Below are 16,389 nucleotides of genomic sequence, written 5' to 3'. Positions count from 1 at the left end.
CATTTGGTAACTTATTATATGGGTGACCCATTAATTGCCGTCCGGCGACGAAACGGAGCACCTAATTTCCGGGAAAGGCGATGTGCAGCGTGAAAACTTTCTTCAATATAATGACGAACGAAGAAGTCAAAGCTTATTTGAAAAGAATCGGTGTTGCAGAAATAGAGCCGCCCAACAAAGCCTATCTGTTTGAACTGCATAGAGCTCATGTAAGTAACGTTCCGTGGGAAACCGTCGATATTTTTGCCGGAAGACCGGTTTCCATCGACGTCAAGGAATCGGTGCAGCTTATCATTAACCGCAGAAGCGGTTATTGTTTTCATCTCAATGGCGCGTTCAGCACGCTTCTCCGCTCCTTGGGCTATAAAGTTTCCTGGCACAGGGCCGGGGTCCAGCCGCTCGGGGAAGAGCCTCGCGTCAATTCGTTCCACCTCGGATTAACAGTCGACTTGGCAAACGAATCGCAGAAGGAAGAAAAATGGATCGTCGATGTCGGCCTCGGAGACATGCCATTCGAACCTTTGCCGCTTCAAACAGGAGTTTATAAGCAGGGCCCACTCGTTTACAAGGTCATGGAGTCGGCTGTAGTTGACAATGGCTGGCGGTTGGAGCATGATTCTGGCGCTTCGTTTGCCGGAGTCGATTTTGCTCCAGAGGTCATATACGATATGAATGAATTTAAGCCGAAACACGACCATTACTGCCAGTCGGCGGAGTCACCCTGGATCAATCTGTTTCTTATCCGGCAAAGACATGCAGAGGGAAGCAATGAACTTAGAGGCTGCATATGGAGCAAAAGAGATAGTGCCGGTATTGAAAAAACGGAGATTCGGACGAAATCGCAATGGCTCGAAGTTTTGGGAAATATTTTTGGCGAGCATCTGGTTCGTTATAGCAGCCGGGAGCGGGACGATTTATGGAAAAAGGTGCAGAAAAAACACGAAGAGTGGAAACAAGCAAAAGCTCTGTAAACGTCGTGCAAGCGGGAGCCATTAGCGGCTTCCGCTTGTGTCGGCCAAAAGACAACGGCTTGTGCACCGCGTGCAGCACTGCCTGAAGGAAATCGTACAGGCGCTGGAACACCGTAGCATTGAACAAGCGAGAAAAGTAAACGCTCGCGAATCCCGGGCGCGCGTTGTGTCGCCGACGCATGGCGGCGGTCAGAATCCCTTTACGGAGTATGCGATCCCCAGCATCGATGAACGCAGCCGCCAGCAGTTTCGCGGCGTACACCGTCTGGCGGAGTAACTCCATTAATTTTGAAAGTAAAATCTATACTTTTTTGGTATCTTATGCGTTTATCTATCCTTATAATATAGAAATGTAAGCGTTTTATTTATGTTCTTATCCATGTGAGGAGGTGGGATGACAACTGCGGCAAAGCGGTATCAAGGAAAGATGAAGCTTGGATAAAACACTATTTTGAGGAGGTATTTTATGTTAAAGTCAAAATTGGCAAAGTTAAGTACAGCGCTTGTATTGGCAGGCGCACTGATCTCAACGGCGATCGCTCCGAGCGCCAGTGCGGGTATCGCTACCGGCAACAAATTTTTAGGAAACATTATTGCCGGCAGCGTTCCTTCTAACTTCGGCACGTATTGGAACCAGGTGACACCGGAAAATTCCACGAAATGGGGTTCCGTCGAATCTACCAGAAACAGCATGAACTGGTCAGGGGCCGATACGTCTTATAATTATGCGAAAAGCAAAGGTTTTCCATTCAAATTCCATACGCTTGTATGGGGTAACCAGGAGCCGGGCTGGATCAGCGGTCTTTCGGCAGCCGATCAAAAGGCCGAGGTCACGCAGTGGATCCAGGCAGCCGGCCAGAGATATAAGAACGCGGAGTTCGTGGACGTTGTCAATGAACCTTTGCACGCCAAGCCATCTTATAGGAATGCGATAGGCGGAGACGGTTCCACGGGCTGGGATTGGGTGATCTGGTCATTCCAGCAAGCAAGGCAGGCTTTTCCCAATTCGAAATTGCTGATTAACGAGTATGGAATTATAAGCGATCCCAACGCCGCGGCAAACTATGTCAAAATTATTAATCTGCTTAAAAGCAGAGGGCTAATCGACGGCATTGGCATTCAATGCCATTATTTCAATATGGACACTGTATCTGTAAGCACAATGACCAATGTTCTGAATACGCTTGCGGCAACGGGATTGCCCATTTATGTATCCGAGCTGGACATGACCGGCGACGACAATACGCAATTGGCCAGATACCAGCAAAAATTCCCGGTTTTATGGCAGCATTCGGCCGTTAAAGGGATTACTCTGTGGGGCTACATCCAAGGACAAACGTGGGCATCGAATACGCACCTGATCTCCAGTTCGGGAACCGAGCGTCCCGCTCTGAAATGGTTAAAGCAATATTTAAGCGGTTCTTAAAATAAGGCGAATCGCCGGACCCGGCATTCGCACGGCAGTAATGCCCGTCAGGTTGAATTTCCTGGCGGGCTTTTCCCGTTTTTGCGAAACGGCCGGTGGCCGGGCAAAAACTGCGTGGACGTCCCCACAGAGTGAAAATAGTCGGGGCTGCTAAAGCGAGACCGGTGAACAACTCCTCAACCGTCCAAAAAACTGCAAAAGTGCAGGCTTTTTCGACGGCAGCGGCCCGTTTGGCGGAAAAGCCTGCGATTGTGCAGGTATTTTCGCTCAGGAATGGGCTGGGCACCAGATTTCCGCGAAAAGCCTGCACTTTTGCAGGAATTCTTCCCAGCCGGCGCATCAATGCGCAAAAAGCTGCACTTTTGCAGGAATTCTGCGCATTGCAAGCAGGAAGCATCAGCTCTGGCGGGCTTTTCTGCGCGCGATGCCGGCCAGCGCTGCCTTCGCAAAGCCGCATCCTCGCGGCGGCGGAACCGCCGTATTTTGACATGAACTCCATTTACAAACCGATGGTCGGTATGTATAATGTGGTTATAACGATACATGGAGGAATCACTTTGAAACAAGAGGAACGCAGACAGCGGACGATTCAGAAACTGCTCGATGCTGCCAAAGAGCTGATCCGGACAAAAGGCTGCCACGCCATCACCATGAAAGACATTATGGAAAAATCGGACATTTCCAAAGGGGCCATCTTCCACTATGTGAAAACCAAGGACGAAATTTTTGCCTGGGTGCTGCAAGAGCGGCTTGAAGAGAACAACCGGCGTTTCATGGACGAAGTGGAGCAAGGCGGTCGAACGTTTGAGGGGCCGATGCAGCAAGTCGCAAGCCAGCTCCCCCATTTGGAAGACGCGCATGATGTGACCAATAAGGTTTTAGTATATTTGCTGGGCAAAGAAGATGATCCTGCCGTCGCCGAAGCGCTCAAAAACTATTACGAGCGGTCCGTGCATTTTTCCTATCAATGGATAGAGACGGGCCAACGGCACGGGGTTATTCCGGAATCGGTCGATGCGGGCAAAACAGCCGAAATGTTTGTCCTGATGTCGCTCGGATTGCGCATCCGCTCCTCTTTTCCAGTCGCGCCCGCTTCTTTCACCGCTCACGATTTTTCGTCTTTTGTGGCTCAGGCTTTAAAATCCGACAACAAATAGTAAAGAAAGAAGGAACAAAGATGGCCCCCTTTATCGTGCTTATCGGATCGTTTGTGCTTTTCCGCGCCGCCGGTTGGCTCGGCTGGACTTATTTCGACGGCTGGCATCCGTCTTTGCAAGGGGCCGTGGCCGCTATGCTGCTGCTTACAGCTTCCGCCCACTGGGGAAAAAGGCGGCCGGACCTCGTCGCGATGGTTCCGCCCTCTTTGCCGAACCCCGGTTTTATCGTGACGATAACCGGGTGGCTTGAAATCGCCGGGGCCATCGGCATGCTGATCCCCGCCACTTCGCTTGCCGCATCCGTCTGCTTGACGGTGCTGCTGATCGCCATGTTCCCGGCCAACATAAGAGCGGCCCGGGAACGCTTAACGATCGACGGCAAGCCTGTGCCAAAGCTGCTTGTCCGAACTTTGCTGCAGATCGTTTTCATCTCCGCGATCATTCTGGCTTCCCCGATCTTTGCTCCGCTTTCCTGATGCGGTGCGCACGCCGGTCTCAGGGAGGAGCATTTCGCCGACTGTTTGAATGTCCGGTAACAAAATGGCCCCCTTTATGAGCCAAAGGGGGCCATTTTGCATAAATCGACATGAAGGGCGCGGGTATCCCCATCATTTCAAGGAGCGATAAGTTTCCAACAATCCGGCCGCCATGTCCGCTTGAGGGTGCCATTGCAGCTCGCGGCCGGCTTTTCTGCTATCCAGGCAGCTGTGAAGAATATCGCCCTCCCGGGCCGGCGAATAGCGGGTCTCAATATCGGAACCGTGTATTTGCTTTAGCAAATGAACCAGCTTATTGATAGAAATGCTGCGGCCCGTGCTGACATGAATCGTTTCCCGGTTTCCCGCGTCGATCGCAGCGATATTCGCCTGAACGACATCTTTTACAAATACGAAGTCGCGCGTTTGTTCGCCGTCTCCATGAATGTGCAGGGGCAGCCCGTTTTTCATATTTTGGATGAAAACGGCAATGACTCCCCCTTCGCCTTTGGGCATTTGCCTTGGGCCGTATACGTTGCCGTAGCGAAGAATCGTGAAAGGAACGCCGTGCTGCGCGGCATAGATGCGGATGTACGATTCCCCCGCCCATTTGGACAAACCGTAGTAAGAGATCGGCGACGCAGCGTCATCCTCGGAAATCAGTTCTTTTTGCAAATTCCCGTAAACGCCGGAGGTCGAGGAGAAGACCAGTTTTTTAACGGAAGCCGCCCGGCAAGCCTCAAGCAGGTTGATGGTTCCCTTAATATTGACGTCCGCATCGTACTGCGGGTCGTTCATAGATCGCTGCACATCCGCCTGAGCGGCCAGGTGAAATACGACGTCAGGCCGTTCCCTTACAATAATCTCCTTGCTTTCTTGACTGCGAATATCTTCCTTATGAAATACCGCCTGCGGATGGACATAGGAAACGTATCCGGATTGCAAATTGTCAATGACATGCACTTCGAATCCGGCTGCCGCCAGCGTATCTACGAGGTGGGAACCGATAAATCCGGCCCCCCCGGTCACAACGGCCTTCATACTCCCACTCCCCGTTCTATTTGGTTCAGAACATTGATCGTTATAGAGTCCGGCAAAGTATACCCTTTGGGCAAGTTGTTCACAACCCGCTTCCATACCTCGCTATCGACTATAATTCCAGGCGCAGACGCCTTCGAATTGAACATAGAATCATAGCTTTCCGCCTTCATCTCTTTAAAAATGCTAAGCGAAACGGGATCGGGAATCGTATATCCCACAGGCAAGGCAGCCTTGATTGGCTTCCAAACGGAACTATCCACGTACAAGCCAAACATCGGCACAGGGTTGGAAAACAGGGCGTGGTAATAATCGCCTGTCGAAGGCAGCAGGGCATCAAGCGAAGTCTGATCCGGAATTCGGTAGTTTTCGGGCAAGTGATCCGCGATACGCTGCCAGATTTTGCTGTCTACTAAAACATCAGGGCTTGGCGGTGAAATAAATAAGTAGTTGAATTCTTTCCCGTCAACGGTTTCTTTCCGGTTTTTGTCGAAGTACGAATAATAAGTTTTCTGCAGACGATCCCATACCGTCATCATGCGAATTTTCCAATACAAGCGACGCAGCCAACTTTTAGTCAAAGCCGGGATTTGCTTCATACGCGTTACCCCCCTCTTCGTTGTTGGATAGCGCTTTGATACAGCGTAAGCAGCTGCTTCGTCATGGCATCCATCGACCAATGCTGCATGCCCCATCGTTGGGCGTTCGTTCCAAGTTTTTTGCGGTAACTTTCCTCTTGCAGCAAACGATTCATATTGGAAGCAAGCATATTGATATCCCCTACCGGGAAGGTTAAGCCCGTAACTTCGTGCTCCACCATTTCAGGCAGCCCTCCCGTATTGCTGACGATGGCCGCTTTGCCTGCGATTTGCGCTTCGATCAAGGAAACCGACTGGTTTTCGATAATGCTGGGCAGCACAAAAATATCGGAAAGCTGCAGCAGCGCAGGAATGTCGTTCCGTTTCCCCCAGAATACGACGTCTTTTTGCAGCCCCAGGTCGCTGCGCTGTTTTTTAAGCGCGGTCATATCCTGGCCCTCTCCTACGATCCAGCAAACCCAATCTTTTCGTTTTTCTTTCAATTTTTTAAGAGCGGCTAACAGGAAATTAACGCCTTTTAGTTCGACCAACCGTCCTGTAAAAATGATGACCTTCTTGCCGTGCGGCCGTTCTACGTCGGTTTTGACCTTCATCTGTTTAATAAAACCGTCCGTATCGAAGCCATACGGAAATACATGAAGCTGTTTGTCGGGCACGTTAAACTCGTTTTCCAAAATCTTTTTTAACCATCGGTTAGCAACGTGGGTCGCCTCGGCGGAACTTGCTCCCGTGTATTCGATCGCATCGTAATAAGCGTGCGCGATATAATCCGTCGGATGATTGATATGCCTGATTTCATGAGCGACGCACCCGTGCAAAGTAGCGACCAGCGCCGTATTGCCGGAGCGTACCCGGGACATCGCCGTTGTGGAAATGACATCCTGCGTATGGATCACATCATACCCGCTTATATTGAAATAAGCTGCCGCCAGTTCGAACATGTACCTTTGGAATTCTGCATATTGAACGAGCGGATTCGCATGCATAACCGGAAATGACGTTAAACCCAGCTTGGCTTTGAGGAGCGGAAGGAGTTTTTCTTTAGGCAGCCGCCGGTTCTGGTTCACCATATAAATGAATGAATTTGTGTCGTCGTCCCCGTTTCCGAGCATATCCACTTCATGCCCCATAAGTTCCAGCTTGTTTCTAAGCTGCACCATAAAAGGCCATACTCCTCCTACATGCGGAACGGGCCAGTATGTTGCAAGAAGTATCTTCACCGTTCATCACCTTTCCCTTCCTACTCTTATTTACCTGTACATTCTATAGCTTATTGGGAAAAGGTGGATAAGTTCGGGCGAAACTACTGGTAACTTATCCCAAATTGTATAAAAGCATATTTTTATAGCTACTTCGTCCAAGCAATTTTTCGAAAACTGAATCAAATAGAACTATAAGGATAGAAAAGGAGGCAGGAAAACACATGCGTATCACCATTCTGCATCATCCGGTCGGTTTGCTGCGGCATGCAAAATCGATATGTATGATGAAAACTTACCATTTAGGAGCTGGAACGTTATGAGATTATCAGAATTGAAAGGAAATTATGACGCCATTTTCAGTTTGGGAGATCTTTGCCTGGCCTCCATTCAGCTTGAAAAGAACGGCATGCGGCCTTATGCCGGCGTGTTGGATTGGATGGGATCGCCGCAATTGCCGGAAGTAAACCGGCTGCTGATGAACCGCTTTAACGGATTTATGGAATTGGCAAATTTGAGGGTGGTCGGGGACGCTACTGAAGAAATGCTGCTCGTATCGGACGATTTCTATCACATTCTTTCCAACCATGATTTCACCAAAGCCGCTAATCCACACGGAAACCTGGCGACTTATCCGGAAGTAAAAGCTAAATTTGATAGACGCATCCAACGTTTATTGGAAAAGGCGGATACCTGCCAGCGCATTCTTTTTATTCGAACAGAAGGGGATTTTCAGGGTACTTACGACCTTCAGACGGTTTTATCGGGGCTCGTCCGGCACGATTTTCGGGTTCTGCTCGTTAACCATGCCCCTGTCAGCGGAATTGTGGAACTCGATTGGCCTCTGGAAAAGGTGTGCGCTATTCAACTGCCCAACGCGGAAAAATGGGAAGGCAACAACCACCTCTGGACAGCGATTCTGGGAGGTATTCATCTTATATGAGATAGGTTTATTCGCCAATAAGAAGGCTGTTCTTCACGCTTTAGCGCTGTAAAGAACTTAAACATTCTTATGTGGTAAAAATAAATGTAGGATGGTGAAAGTTACATCATGCTGACGCAATCTAATATTTTGGTGACCGGCGGAACCGGTTCTATCGGCTATGCATTGATTCGGGGACTACTTGCATACAATCCGAAAAAAATCGTCATATATACGAGGAACGAATCAGGGCAAATTGCTATGAAACGGACCTTTGACGATGCTAGATTACAGTTTTCCATCGGCGATATCCGAGACAAAGAAGCGACTGTCAAAGCGTGTGCAGGCATTGATTACGTATTCCATCTGGCTGCGCTGAAGCATGTTCCGGTTTGCGAGGAACAGCCTATCGAAGCGCTGAAAACGAATGTGCTCGGCACGCAAAACATTATCGACGCCGCCCTGCAGAACGGGGTGAAAAAAGTAATCAATATGTCCACGGACAAAGCGGCCGATCCTAGCAATTTTTACGGCATGACCAAAGCGATCGGGGAAAAACTGATGATTTTGTCCAATCATTTGAGCGCGGATACGAAATTCGTGTGCGTCAGAGGCGGCAACGTCCTGGGGACAAGCGGAAGTGTGCTCCACCTGTTCATGAAGCAAATTCAGGAGAAAAATCAGGTCGGCATTACGGATAAGCGAATGGTCCGCTTCTTCATGACGCCGCAAGAAGTGAGCGAACTGCTGATTAATGCCGCTATAGAAGGAAAAGGCGGGGAAACGTTCGTAAAGGCGATGACCGCCTGCAAAATCCTCGATTTGGCCGAAGTTTTGATCGATGTATCCGGCAAAAAAAATGTCGAGATCGTCGAGCTCGGCATAAGGCCGGGCGAAAAAATCAACGAACTGCTCATTTCCGAATACGAAAGCCATAATGCGGTTGAGTACAATCAGCGGGTTATCGTCGTTTTTCCTACGTACGAAAGCGCCGAGCTAAAGGAATTTTATTCGGACAGTCCACCTTTTAAAACACGGAATTATTCGGCCAATGATGTTTTGATGACCAAAGACGAAATTAAGCAAATGCTGCAAAAAGGCGGATTTATCGGCTAAACCGGATCAACTTGTAAAAACTGGCGAGGAGCGCATCGCCGGCATCGGCATGTCCAGGGGCTTGCCCCTTCGGCTCTCAAATAAAATCCTCGGAGTGCGAATCCGGGGGTTTTATTACTGGCCAGGCGATCGGGCTTCCATTGCACATTGAGCAGCAGCCGGGATCTTGACTTTTTAAGATAAACAAAATATGATTAGCCTAAATGCAAGTAAGTACTTGCAATCGTTTCGAAAGGAGAGACATGTCCATCGATAAGCATGCGAGCAGCAGCGACAAGCTGTTGACGGCCGTCATCGATTTAATAGCGGAAAAAGGCTATTACGGCGTCACCACCAAAGAAATCGCCGCCGCGGCCGGCCTGAACGAAGTAACGCTGTTCCGCCATTTTGGCAGCAAGCAAAATCTGCTCGAATCCGCCGTTCATCGCTTCCACTATACCGAAGAGATGACAAAGCTTTTTAACGAAAAGCTGGTATGGGATTTGTACGCCGACTTGCTCCTCATCAGCCGGACGTACCATGAAATCATGAACCGCAACCGGAAAATGATTCAGATCGCGCTCAAGGAAAGCAGCGTATTCTCCGGGTTCCGGGAAAAAGTAAACAAACACCCTGAGCAATTAAAACAATTGTTGATCGATTATTTCAATGCCATGTACGAGAAAGGCAAGCTGATCCGGGTCAATCCGGACATACAGGCGTTAGCTTTCATGTGTATGAACTATGGTGCGTTTGTAAGCAATATGAATTCCGAGGGAACATTGTTCCCCGCCGTGTCCATGGAAGATTTTATCCGTGAGAGTGTACAGACCTTCGCTAGGGCGCTATCCCCCTAGTTTTTTTATCAAAAATCTGCAAGTAAGTACATGCATACACACGTTGGTTTTCGTTATGCACGGTACCCGGAAGGAGAGATGCAGGAATGGAAATGGAACCGGAAGCGCAGCGGCAAATGGGCGAGAAATTGATCCGCGTTCTGATGTTTACGCTGACTTTGTCATCGATGAGCGCATTGATGTTCAACATCGTACTCCCGCAAATCAGCAAAGAGTTCGATCTGACTATCGCTCAAGTAAGCTGGATTTCTTCGGCTTATACTTTGATTTATGCAATAGGAACGGTGACTTACGGCAAGCTGGCCGACCGGTACAAGCTCAAAAATTTGCTGACGTTCGGCTTGCTTGTGTTCGCCGTCGGTTCGGTAATCGGCCTCGCCTCCCAATCGTTCTGGATGGCGCTTGTCGGAAGGTGCGTGCAATCGGCGGGCGCCGCGGCGATTCCGGCAACGGCTGCGATCATCCCTGTGCGCTACTTTGCTCCGGAACGCAGAGGAACCGCTTTAGGCATGTCGGCCGTAGGCTTGGCGCTCGGCAGCGCGCTGGGTCCGGTTATTTCCGCGTTGATCGTCAGTGTCGCTCATTGGCGGTGGTTATTTTGCGTGACTCTTCTCATTTTGTTCACGCTCCCCTTTTACCGCAAATATTTGCGGGACGAACAAGCCGTACCCGGAAAATTCGACTGGATTGGCGGGAGCTTGCTGGCTGCTGCGGTTGCGCTGCTTTTGCTTGGCGTCACGAACGGGGGCTTGTGGTACTTGATTGGCGGTGTGGTTGCTGTGGCGATGTTTATTGTGCGGATTCGGTCCGCCGCGGAACCGTTTGTTCAGCCTGAGCTTTTTACAAACAAAAATTATACGCTCGGTCTGACGATTGCCGTGCTGATCAACGGAATTGGCGTCTCCCTGTATTTTCTGAGTCCGATGCTTTTGTCCCGCGTGCAGCAGCTGCCGCCGTCCTGGATCGGCTTTGCCATGGTTCCGGCGGCGATTGCCTCCGCCATCCTGGGGCGAAAAGGCGGCAAGCTGGCGGACTTGAAAGGAAACCCGTTTTTATTTTTCGTCGCATCCGGGTCGCTATTGACATGCTTTGTTTTGCTCTCGGCCTTCGCGGCAGCTTCCCCCGTCATTATTGCTATGATTCTCATATTCGGCAATGTGGGGCAATCTTTTATGCTGATCGCGATGTCGAACTCGATTTCAAGGATGCTGCCGAAGGAACGGATCGGAGTCGGCATGGGACTTTTTTCCATGTTGAATTTCATTACCCAGGGAATGGCCGCAGGCGTTTATAGCAAACTGGTGGATCTTCCTTCCGCGGTTTCCTGGAACCCTGTTCGTATGTATCCGGGCAACCCGGATAGTTCGATTTTCAGCAACATTTATCTCGTTCTCGCCGCTTTGCACGCAGGCATTTTGCTGTTCTATTATTTTCAGTTCAGGCCGCGGAAAACAAGCATTCAAGAGAAAGCCGATGCCTTATAATCGTCAAAAGCCGCTAAACATTCGGGCTTCCGAGCGTTAGCGGCTTTTTTGTATGAGAGAAATTAGTGTGCCGGCGGTAACGACCTGCTTATCCAGCTTAGAGTGACAGCCGCTTTTTCTGGGCGCGCGCCTCTCCTTGTGAAGTCGCGGAACTGAACATAATGGGCAGAAGGCAGCGTGGTAGGGAAAAACCTGCGAAAGTGCAGGTTTTTTCTCTGAAATTAGCTTATTTTGACGAAAAGCCTGCAAAAGTGCTGGAATTTTCGCTAAAAGTGAACCTGAGCCCACGTCCCCGCTGAAAAGCCTGCACAATTGCAGGAATTGTTCGTGGCCAGCGATCAAGGACGCAAATTCATGTATTTTGCAGGTTTTTCTTCCCTGCAGCCAGGCAGATTGTGGTTATCGCCTCTGACGCGGGGGTTTTGGGGCAGCCTGACTATCGCGGGCTAGCCCAAGCAGCGTATTGACTTCAAAAATAAGGAATGGTATAAAAAAGAAGGAATGGCACTCGTTGACCGAGAGTGCTAACGCGAAATTGATTCAGTGATCTGCAGAGGGTCACAGCTTCATTTCATATTTTGAAAGGAGAAACTCCAGTGGAAAAAAAACAATTTCAAGCGGAATCCAAACGGCTTTTGGAAATGATGATCAACTCCATTTATACGCAAAAAGAAATATTTCTGAGAGAGCTGATTTCCAATGCCAGCGATGCTATCGACAAAATCTATTATACGGCTCTGACCGATGAAAAGCTGGTCTTTGATAAAGACAGCTACTACATCAAAGTGCTGGTCGACAAAAGCAGCAGAACGCTAACCATCCGCGATACCGGCATCGGCATGACCAAAGAAGAGCTGGAAAACCATCTTGGCGTCATTGCCAAAAGCGGCTCCCTGGCCTTCAAAAAAGATAACGAAGCGAAAGACGGGCACAATATTATCGGCCAGTTCGGCGTAGGATTTTATTCCGCTTTTATGGTAGCGGACGTTGTAACGGTCATCAGCAAAGCGTTACACAGCGACAGCGCATACAAATGGGAGTCCACCGGCGCAGACGGATACACCATTGAGCCGTACGACAAAGATTCGGTCGGCACGGAAGTGATCCTGAAAATCAAAGACAACACCGAGGACGAAAGCTTCGATGAGTTTTTGGAGGAATATCGGTTAAAAGCGATCATCAAAAAATATTCCGACTTCATCCGCTACCCGATCAAGATGGACATTACCGGAAAAAGGCTGAAAGAAGGCAGCGACAACGAATTCGAAGACTACGAAGAAGAGCAGCGCATCAACAGCATGGTTCCGATTTGGCGCAAAAACAAAAGCGAACTGACTGCCGAAGACTACGAGCAATTTTACACGGAAAAACGGTACGGTTTCGATAAGCCGCTCAAGCATATCCATATCAGCGCCGACGGAGCTGTAGTTTACCAGGCGATCCTCTTTATCCCGGAAAATATTCCATTTGACTACTATTCCAAGGAATATGAAAAAGGGCTGGAGCTGTACGCGAACGGCGTGCTGATCATGAACAAATGCGCCGACCTGCTGCCTGACTATTTCAGCTTTGTCAAAGGGATGGTCGATTCGGAAAGTTTGTCCCTGAACATTTCGCGCGAGATGCTGCAGCATGACCGGCAGCTGAAACTCATTGCCAAAAACATTTCAAGCAAAATAAAAGGCCAACTGCAAAGCCTGTTAAAGGACGAGCGGGAAAAGTACGAGCAATTTTACAAATCGTTCGGCAGACAGCTGAAATTCGGCGTTTACAGCGATTACGGCACCCACAAGGATGTGCTGCAAGATCTGTTGATGTTCTACTCCTCCAAGGAGAAAAAGCTGGTCACGCTGGACGAGTACGTATCGAGAATGCCGGAAGATCAGAAATACATTTACTACGCCTCCGGAGAATCGAACGAAAGAATCGAGAAGCTGCCGCAAACGGAGCTGGTAGCCGAAAAAGGCTATGAGATTCTTTATTTTACCGATGATATCGACGAGTTCGCGATCAAAATGATCATGAATTACAAAGAGAAGGAATTCAAATCGGTATCCAGCGGCGATCTCGGTATCGAAGCGGAAGAGAACCAGGATAACGGCGATGCGGAGAAAGCCGACAACAAAGAACTGTTCGAACATATGGCCGGCTTGCTCGCGGGCAAAGTAACGAGCGTGCGGGCGTCGAAAAGGCTCAGATCGCATCCCGTTTGCCTTTCTACCGACGGCGAAGTGACGATCGAGATGGAAAAGATTTTGAATGCGATGCCGAACAACCCTAACGTAAAAGCCGATAAAGTGTTGGAAATCAATATAAATCACGACGTGTTCGGTTCGTTGAAAGACGCCTTCGAGCAAGATAAGGAAAAGCTGAATTTGTACACGGCGCTCTTGTACAATCAGGCGCTCCTCATTGAAGGACTGCCGATCCAGGACCCGGTCGAATTTACAAACGATATTTGCAAAATTATGGTGTAAGACGCTTGCCGAAAAAACCGCTGAATGCCCGGATTCCCGGGCGTTCGGCGGTTTTTTTATTGATGCCGGATTTTGTGGTGAAAAGGGCCTATATTTCGCCCTTCATCCTTGTTCATACTCCATTCACACTTTTGTGATATCATACAAATATTCAAAAAAAAGGAGTTGGTAACGGATGATCAGATTGAAGCAGCCGGTTTATATCGGATTTTCGAGCATCTTGTACACCCTTTTAATCGTTGCCTATTGGCTCAGCCATTAAAATACGAATTGCGTGCACAGTCGCGAAAATAAAGGCTGCGGCCTTGTGCGAAAAACAACCTGAATCGGCCGTTCGGCCGGTCTCAGGTTGTTTTGTTTGTTCATGTATGGATGCAACTAATCCCGGCATTTCGCGTCTAATGTATGATATTGTTTACAAACTTATGAGGAGGAGGGAAGCCTCCATGCATGGTGGAAAGCATCTGTTCGGCGCGGTCTGCACTGCGCTGCTCGTACTCGGAACCGCGCCTGCCTATGCGGCGGAAGACCGGCATGACGACGGCGTTGGCGTCTCGAAACCGCAGCCGGCGGGCATCGTTTTGCTCGGAGCGGAGCAGCTTTACGATAGCCCTGACAAGGGCGCCCTGACCGGCGCCGAAATTGCCTCTCAGCAGGTGACGCCAATCGTGGAGCCGCGCAACGGCTTTTATCCGATTGCCACCTGGCTCGGGACAAAGTGGATTTTGCCGCAGCACGGCGTGCTCGAAGATGTAGAACAAGAGGATCTGCCGCTGCTGCTTCAAACGCCGGCTTATTTGTTCGACGCTCCGGTCCTGTCGCGCAATACCGGGAAAACTTTGCCCGCCGGAACGGTGCATACGTTCGAAAAATGGCGGACCTGGTATCACGTGCGGACGGAGGAAGGCGATAAGTGGCTGAATATGGGCTACAAGCTGCCCAAGCATCTAGCCCCTTCCGGCAAACAGGTTCAAGTCCCCGAAGGGACTATTTTGTACCGGTACCCGTTCGGACAGTCCGAGACGATTGCGGCTTCGCTTCCCGCTCAGACGGTGATGCCCGTGGAGGAAGGGAGCGGCTGGTATCATCTGCAAGGCGCATTCGGCGACGGCTGGGCTTACTTGGGCGGCATGGCGGAACCGGATAACAACAATGACGATGCGCCGGTCGCAATCAGCAAGGAGCAGGCGGCTGCAGCTGCCGCCAAAGAATTGCGGCTTTCATCCGATTATGCCGTCGATTCGGCCCATTTATTGCTCACGCCGGGCAGCGATGTAAAAATATGGACCCTTGGCTTGGCGAAAAAAAGCGGGGATCACATTGCAGGTTCGGTCAACCTGTGGTCGGATGCCGAAACGGGCAAGATCTATTTTTACACGAAGAGTGAAACGCTGCCGGTTTCGAAAACGACTGCGCCTGCCGGTGCGGGGCAGGATTTGAAACAGATCGCAGCCGACTTCGTCAAGCGCTACAGCCCTGACCCGGATGTGGTGTGGGCACTGGATCAAACGCCGGTCAATCCGCTGCGTAATCGCCGGGATCAGGATGCTTCCGTGAACGTAAAATTTGTCCGAACCGTGGGCAGCCTTCCGTATGATCAGGACACGTTTGAAGTCCGGATGCTTCCTGACGGCACGGTGGGCAGCTACCTTGTTAACTGGAGTCCGGCCCAACAATTCGATCCGCCCGCGCCGAAGCTTTCCGCCGACGAGGCTGCGCAAGTTTTGGCGGATGACGGGTACGACCATATGACGTACACCACTCCTTATCGAAGCAAGGCAAGCGGCAGCGAAGCTCTTGTTCCCTTTCTCTCCAAGCGCTACTCGTATGTCGATGCCGAGACAGGGCTTGTCGCTCCCCAGGTGTCTTCGTCCGGAACGGTGACGGAAGAGCCTTTGTCTGCGCAGCCTTCGGGAGGCCTGGGCCTGACTTCTGCGCAGGCCGCGGACATCGTCAAGAAGGCGCTCGCTTTTCCTGAACAGACGGAAGCGGTGCAAGCGGACGGCATAAACGGAAACTGGAACATCAGGCTGCAAATCCCGACCGGGGACCAGGACCGTTTCCGCTACGCATATGCCTCCGTGAATGCCGACACCGGAGTTCTTTTGTCCTACTCCTCAACGGACGGACAAAGCTATGATTGGATTACCGTGCCGGAGATATCCAAGGCGGAAGCCAAAGCTATCGCCGAGCAATGGTTGAAGACGCTGCTGCCCCATATGACGAACCAGCTATCGCTAAGCGCCATGAATTTGTACTTAACGGATGGCAGCGTCACATCTTCGCAAGGCTACAAATTTACGTACCAGCGCCGCGTGGACGGGGTTTCCGTAGACGACGAGCAGGTCGAACTGCAAATCAGCGCCTACGACGGCAAACTGATTCTTTTTGACAATAAGCTTTCCGCCATTCCCTATCCGGCGCAAAGGCCGCCCCTCATCTCGAAGGAGGAAGCGAAGCAGCGAGTACTGGAGCTTTATCGGGTCGAGCGTTTTTACAAACCGGACAGCGTGTTTTTCGGAGATATTGGAACAAGCGTTTGTTACAGACTCGTCCCACGCGCATCCGAATCATACATGAACGACCTCGACCTTCAGACGGGTATATGGCGCGACATTTTCTCTTTCAAGCCAGCTGACGGCATCACCGTCCCGACTCCGCCGCCTCGGAACTAAGATGTCCGAGTCC

14 protein-coding genes are annotated in these 16,389 nt (G+C 50.3%); 11 read left to right on the top strand and 3 right to left on the bottom strand.

The genetic code is table 11. From position 1 onward, the window contains the following. Positions 1-110: 110 nt before the first annotated feature. The 5 genes from AC6RNO_RS20330 to AC6RNO_RS20310 all read left to right on the top strand — a co-directional run bounded on the left by AC6RNO_RS20330 (position 111) and on the right by AC6RNO_RS20310 (position 4,030). Positions 111-971, top strand: coding sequence for an arylamine N-acetyltransferase family protein (locus tag AC6RNO_RS20330; protein WP_474679845.1), 861 nt, complete (start codon positions 111-113; stop codon positions 969-971). 37 nt (positions 972-1,008) lie between these two features. Continuing rightward, positions 1,009-1,248 carry a hypothetical protein gene (locus AC6RNO_RS20325; RefSeq protein WP_474679536.1) on the top strand — a complete coding sequence of 80 codons (240 nt, stop codon included), beginning with the start codon at positions 1,009-1,011 and terminating at the stop codon, positions 1,246-1,248. 189 nt (positions 1,249-1,437) lie between these two features. Beyond that, positions 1,438-2,397: an endo-1,4-beta-xylanase gene (locus AC6RNO_RS20320; protein WP_474679537.1), complete on the top strand. Its 960-nt coding sequence runs from the start codon at positions 1,438-1,440 to the stop codon at positions 2,395-2,397. Between the two features lie 557 nt (positions 2,398-2,954). Further along, positions 2,955-3,554, top strand: coding sequence for a TetR/AcrR family transcriptional regulator (locus tag AC6RNO_RS20315; RefSeq protein ID WP_474679538.1), 600 nt, complete (start codon positions 2,955-2,957; stop codon positions 3,552-3,554). Positions 3,555-3,574: 20 nt separating this feature from the next. Next, positions 3,575-4,030, top strand: coding sequence for a DoxX family protein (locus AC6RNO_RS20310; protein WP_474679539.1), 456 nt, complete (start codon positions 3,575-3,577; stop codon positions 4,028-4,030). 132 nt (positions 4,031-4,162) lie between these two features. Here the strand turns inward: AC6RNO_RS20310 and AC6RNO_RS20305 are convergent, their stop codons facing one another. Genes AC6RNO_RS20305 through AC6RNO_RS20295 form a run of 3 tightly spaced genes read right to left on the bottom strand, consistent with a single transcriptional unit; the run spans position 4,163 to position 6,887 of the window. Beyond that, positions 4,163-5,071 carry an NAD-dependent epimerase/dehydratase family protein gene (locus AC6RNO_RS20305; protein WP_474679540.1) on the bottom strand — a complete coding sequence of 303 codons (909 nt, stop codon included), beginning with the start codon at positions 5,069-5,071 and terminating at the stop codon, positions 4,163-4,165. Next, positions 5,068-5,667, bottom strand: a complete 600-nt coding sequence (locus AC6RNO_RS20300; protein ID WP_474679541.1) for a hypothetical protein — start codon at positions 5,665-5,667, stop codon at positions 5,068-5,070. The genes AC6RNO_RS20305 and AC6RNO_RS20300 overlap by 4 nt, the downstream gene beginning before the upstream one ends. 5 nt (positions 5,668-5,672) lie before the next feature. Further along, positions 5,673-6,887, bottom strand: coding sequence for a glycosyltransferase family 4 protein (locus AC6RNO_RS20295; protein ID WP_474679542.1), 1,215 nt, complete (start codon positions 6,885-6,887; stop codon positions 5,673-5,675). A 298-nt stretch (positions 6,888-7,185) separates the two neighbouring features. Here AC6RNO_RS20295 and AC6RNO_RS20290 point away from each other — a divergent pair, with 298 nt between their 5' ends. The 6 genes from AC6RNO_RS20290 to AC6RNO_RS20265 all read left to right on the top strand — a co-directional run bounded on the left by AC6RNO_RS20290 (position 7,186) and on the right by AC6RNO_RS20265 (position 16,376). Beyond that, positions 7,186-7,809, top strand: coding sequence for a DUF1796 family putative cysteine peptidase (locus AC6RNO_RS20290; protein ID WP_474679543.1), 624 nt, complete (start codon positions 7,186-7,188; stop codon positions 7,807-7,809). 108 nt (positions 7,810-7,917) lie between these two features. Then, entirely contained in the window at positions 7,918-8,904 is a 987-nt protein-coding gene (locus AC6RNO_RS20285) for a polysaccharide biosynthesis protein (protein WP_474679544.1), read from the top strand. 242 nt (positions 8,905-9,146) lie between these two features. Then, positions 9,147-9,740: a TetR/AcrR family transcriptional regulator gene (locus tag AC6RNO_RS20280; RefSeq protein ID WP_488434889.1), complete on the top strand. Its 594-nt coding sequence runs from the start codon at positions 9,147-9,149 to the stop codon at positions 9,738-9,740. A gap of 92 nt (positions 9,741-9,832) precedes the next feature. Next, a complete protein-coding gene (locus AC6RNO_RS20275) occupies positions 9,833-11,224 on the top strand; it encodes an MFS transporter (RefSeq protein ID WP_474679846.1) in 1,392 nt (463 codons plus the stop codon). Positions 11,225-11,820: 596 nt separating this feature from the next. Continuing rightward, positions 11,821-13,701 carry a molecular chaperone HtpG gene (htpG, locus tag AC6RNO_RS20270; RefSeq protein WP_497106548.1) on the top strand — a complete coding sequence of 627 codons (1,881 nt, stop codon included), beginning with the start codon at positions 11,821-11,823 and terminating at the stop codon, positions 13,699-13,701. Positions 13,702-14,147: 446 nt separating this feature from the next. After that, positions 14,148-16,376 carry a YcdB/YcdC domain-containing protein gene (locus AC6RNO_RS20265; RefSeq protein ID WP_497106547.1) on the top strand — a complete coding sequence of 743 codons (2,229 nt, stop codon included), beginning with the start codon at positions 14,148-14,150 and terminating at the stop codon, positions 16,374-16,376. Positions 16,377-16,389 lie beyond the last annotated feature (13 nt).

It is taken from the genome of Paenibacillus sp. sgz302190 (assembly GCF_059820445.1).
The sequence above is the reverse complement of the archived record's forward strand: the minus strand, read 5'-3'. Positions and strand labels throughout refer to the sequence as shown.

Coding starts and splice junctions, on each gene's coding strand:
- AC6RNO_RS20330 (WP_474679845.1), top strand. CDS start 111: ATGACGAACGAAGAAGTCAAAGCTTATTTGAAAAGAATCGGTGTTGCA.
- AC6RNO_RS20320 (WP_474679537.1), top strand. CDS start 1,438: ATGTTAAAGTCAAAATTGGCAAAGTTAAGTACAGCGCTTGTATTGGCA.
- AC6RNO_RS20310 (WP_474679539.1), top strand. CDS start 3,575: ATGGCCCCCTTTATCGTGCTTATCGGATCGTTTGTGCTTTTCCGCGCC.
- AC6RNO_RS20305 (WP_474679540.1), bottom strand. CDS start 5,071: ATGAAGGCCGTTGTGACCGGGGGGGCCGGATTTATCGGTTCCCACCTC.
- AC6RNO_RS20300 (WP_474679541.1), bottom strand. CDS start 5,667: ATGAAGCAAATCCCGGCTTTGACTAAAAGTTGGCTGCGTCGCTTGTAT.
- AC6RNO_RS20290 (WP_474679543.1), top strand. CDS start 7,186: ATGAGATTATCAGAATTGAAAGGAAATTATGACGCCATTTTCAGTTTG.
- AC6RNO_RS20285 (WP_474679544.1), top strand. CDS start 7,918: ATGCTGACGCAATCTAATATTTTGGTGACCGGCGGAACCGGTTCTATC.
- AC6RNO_RS20280 (WP_488434889.1), top strand. CDS start 9,147: ATGTCCATCGATAAGCATGCGAGCAGCAGCGACAAGCTGTTGACGGCC.
- AC6RNO_RS20275 (WP_474679846.1), top strand. CDS start 9,833: ATGGAACCGGAAGCGCAGCGGCAAATGGGCGAGAAATTGATCCGCGTT.
- AC6RNO_RS20265 (WP_497106547.1), top strand. CDS start 14,148: ATGCATGGTGGAAAGCATCTGTTCGGCGCGGTCTGCACTGCGCTGCTC.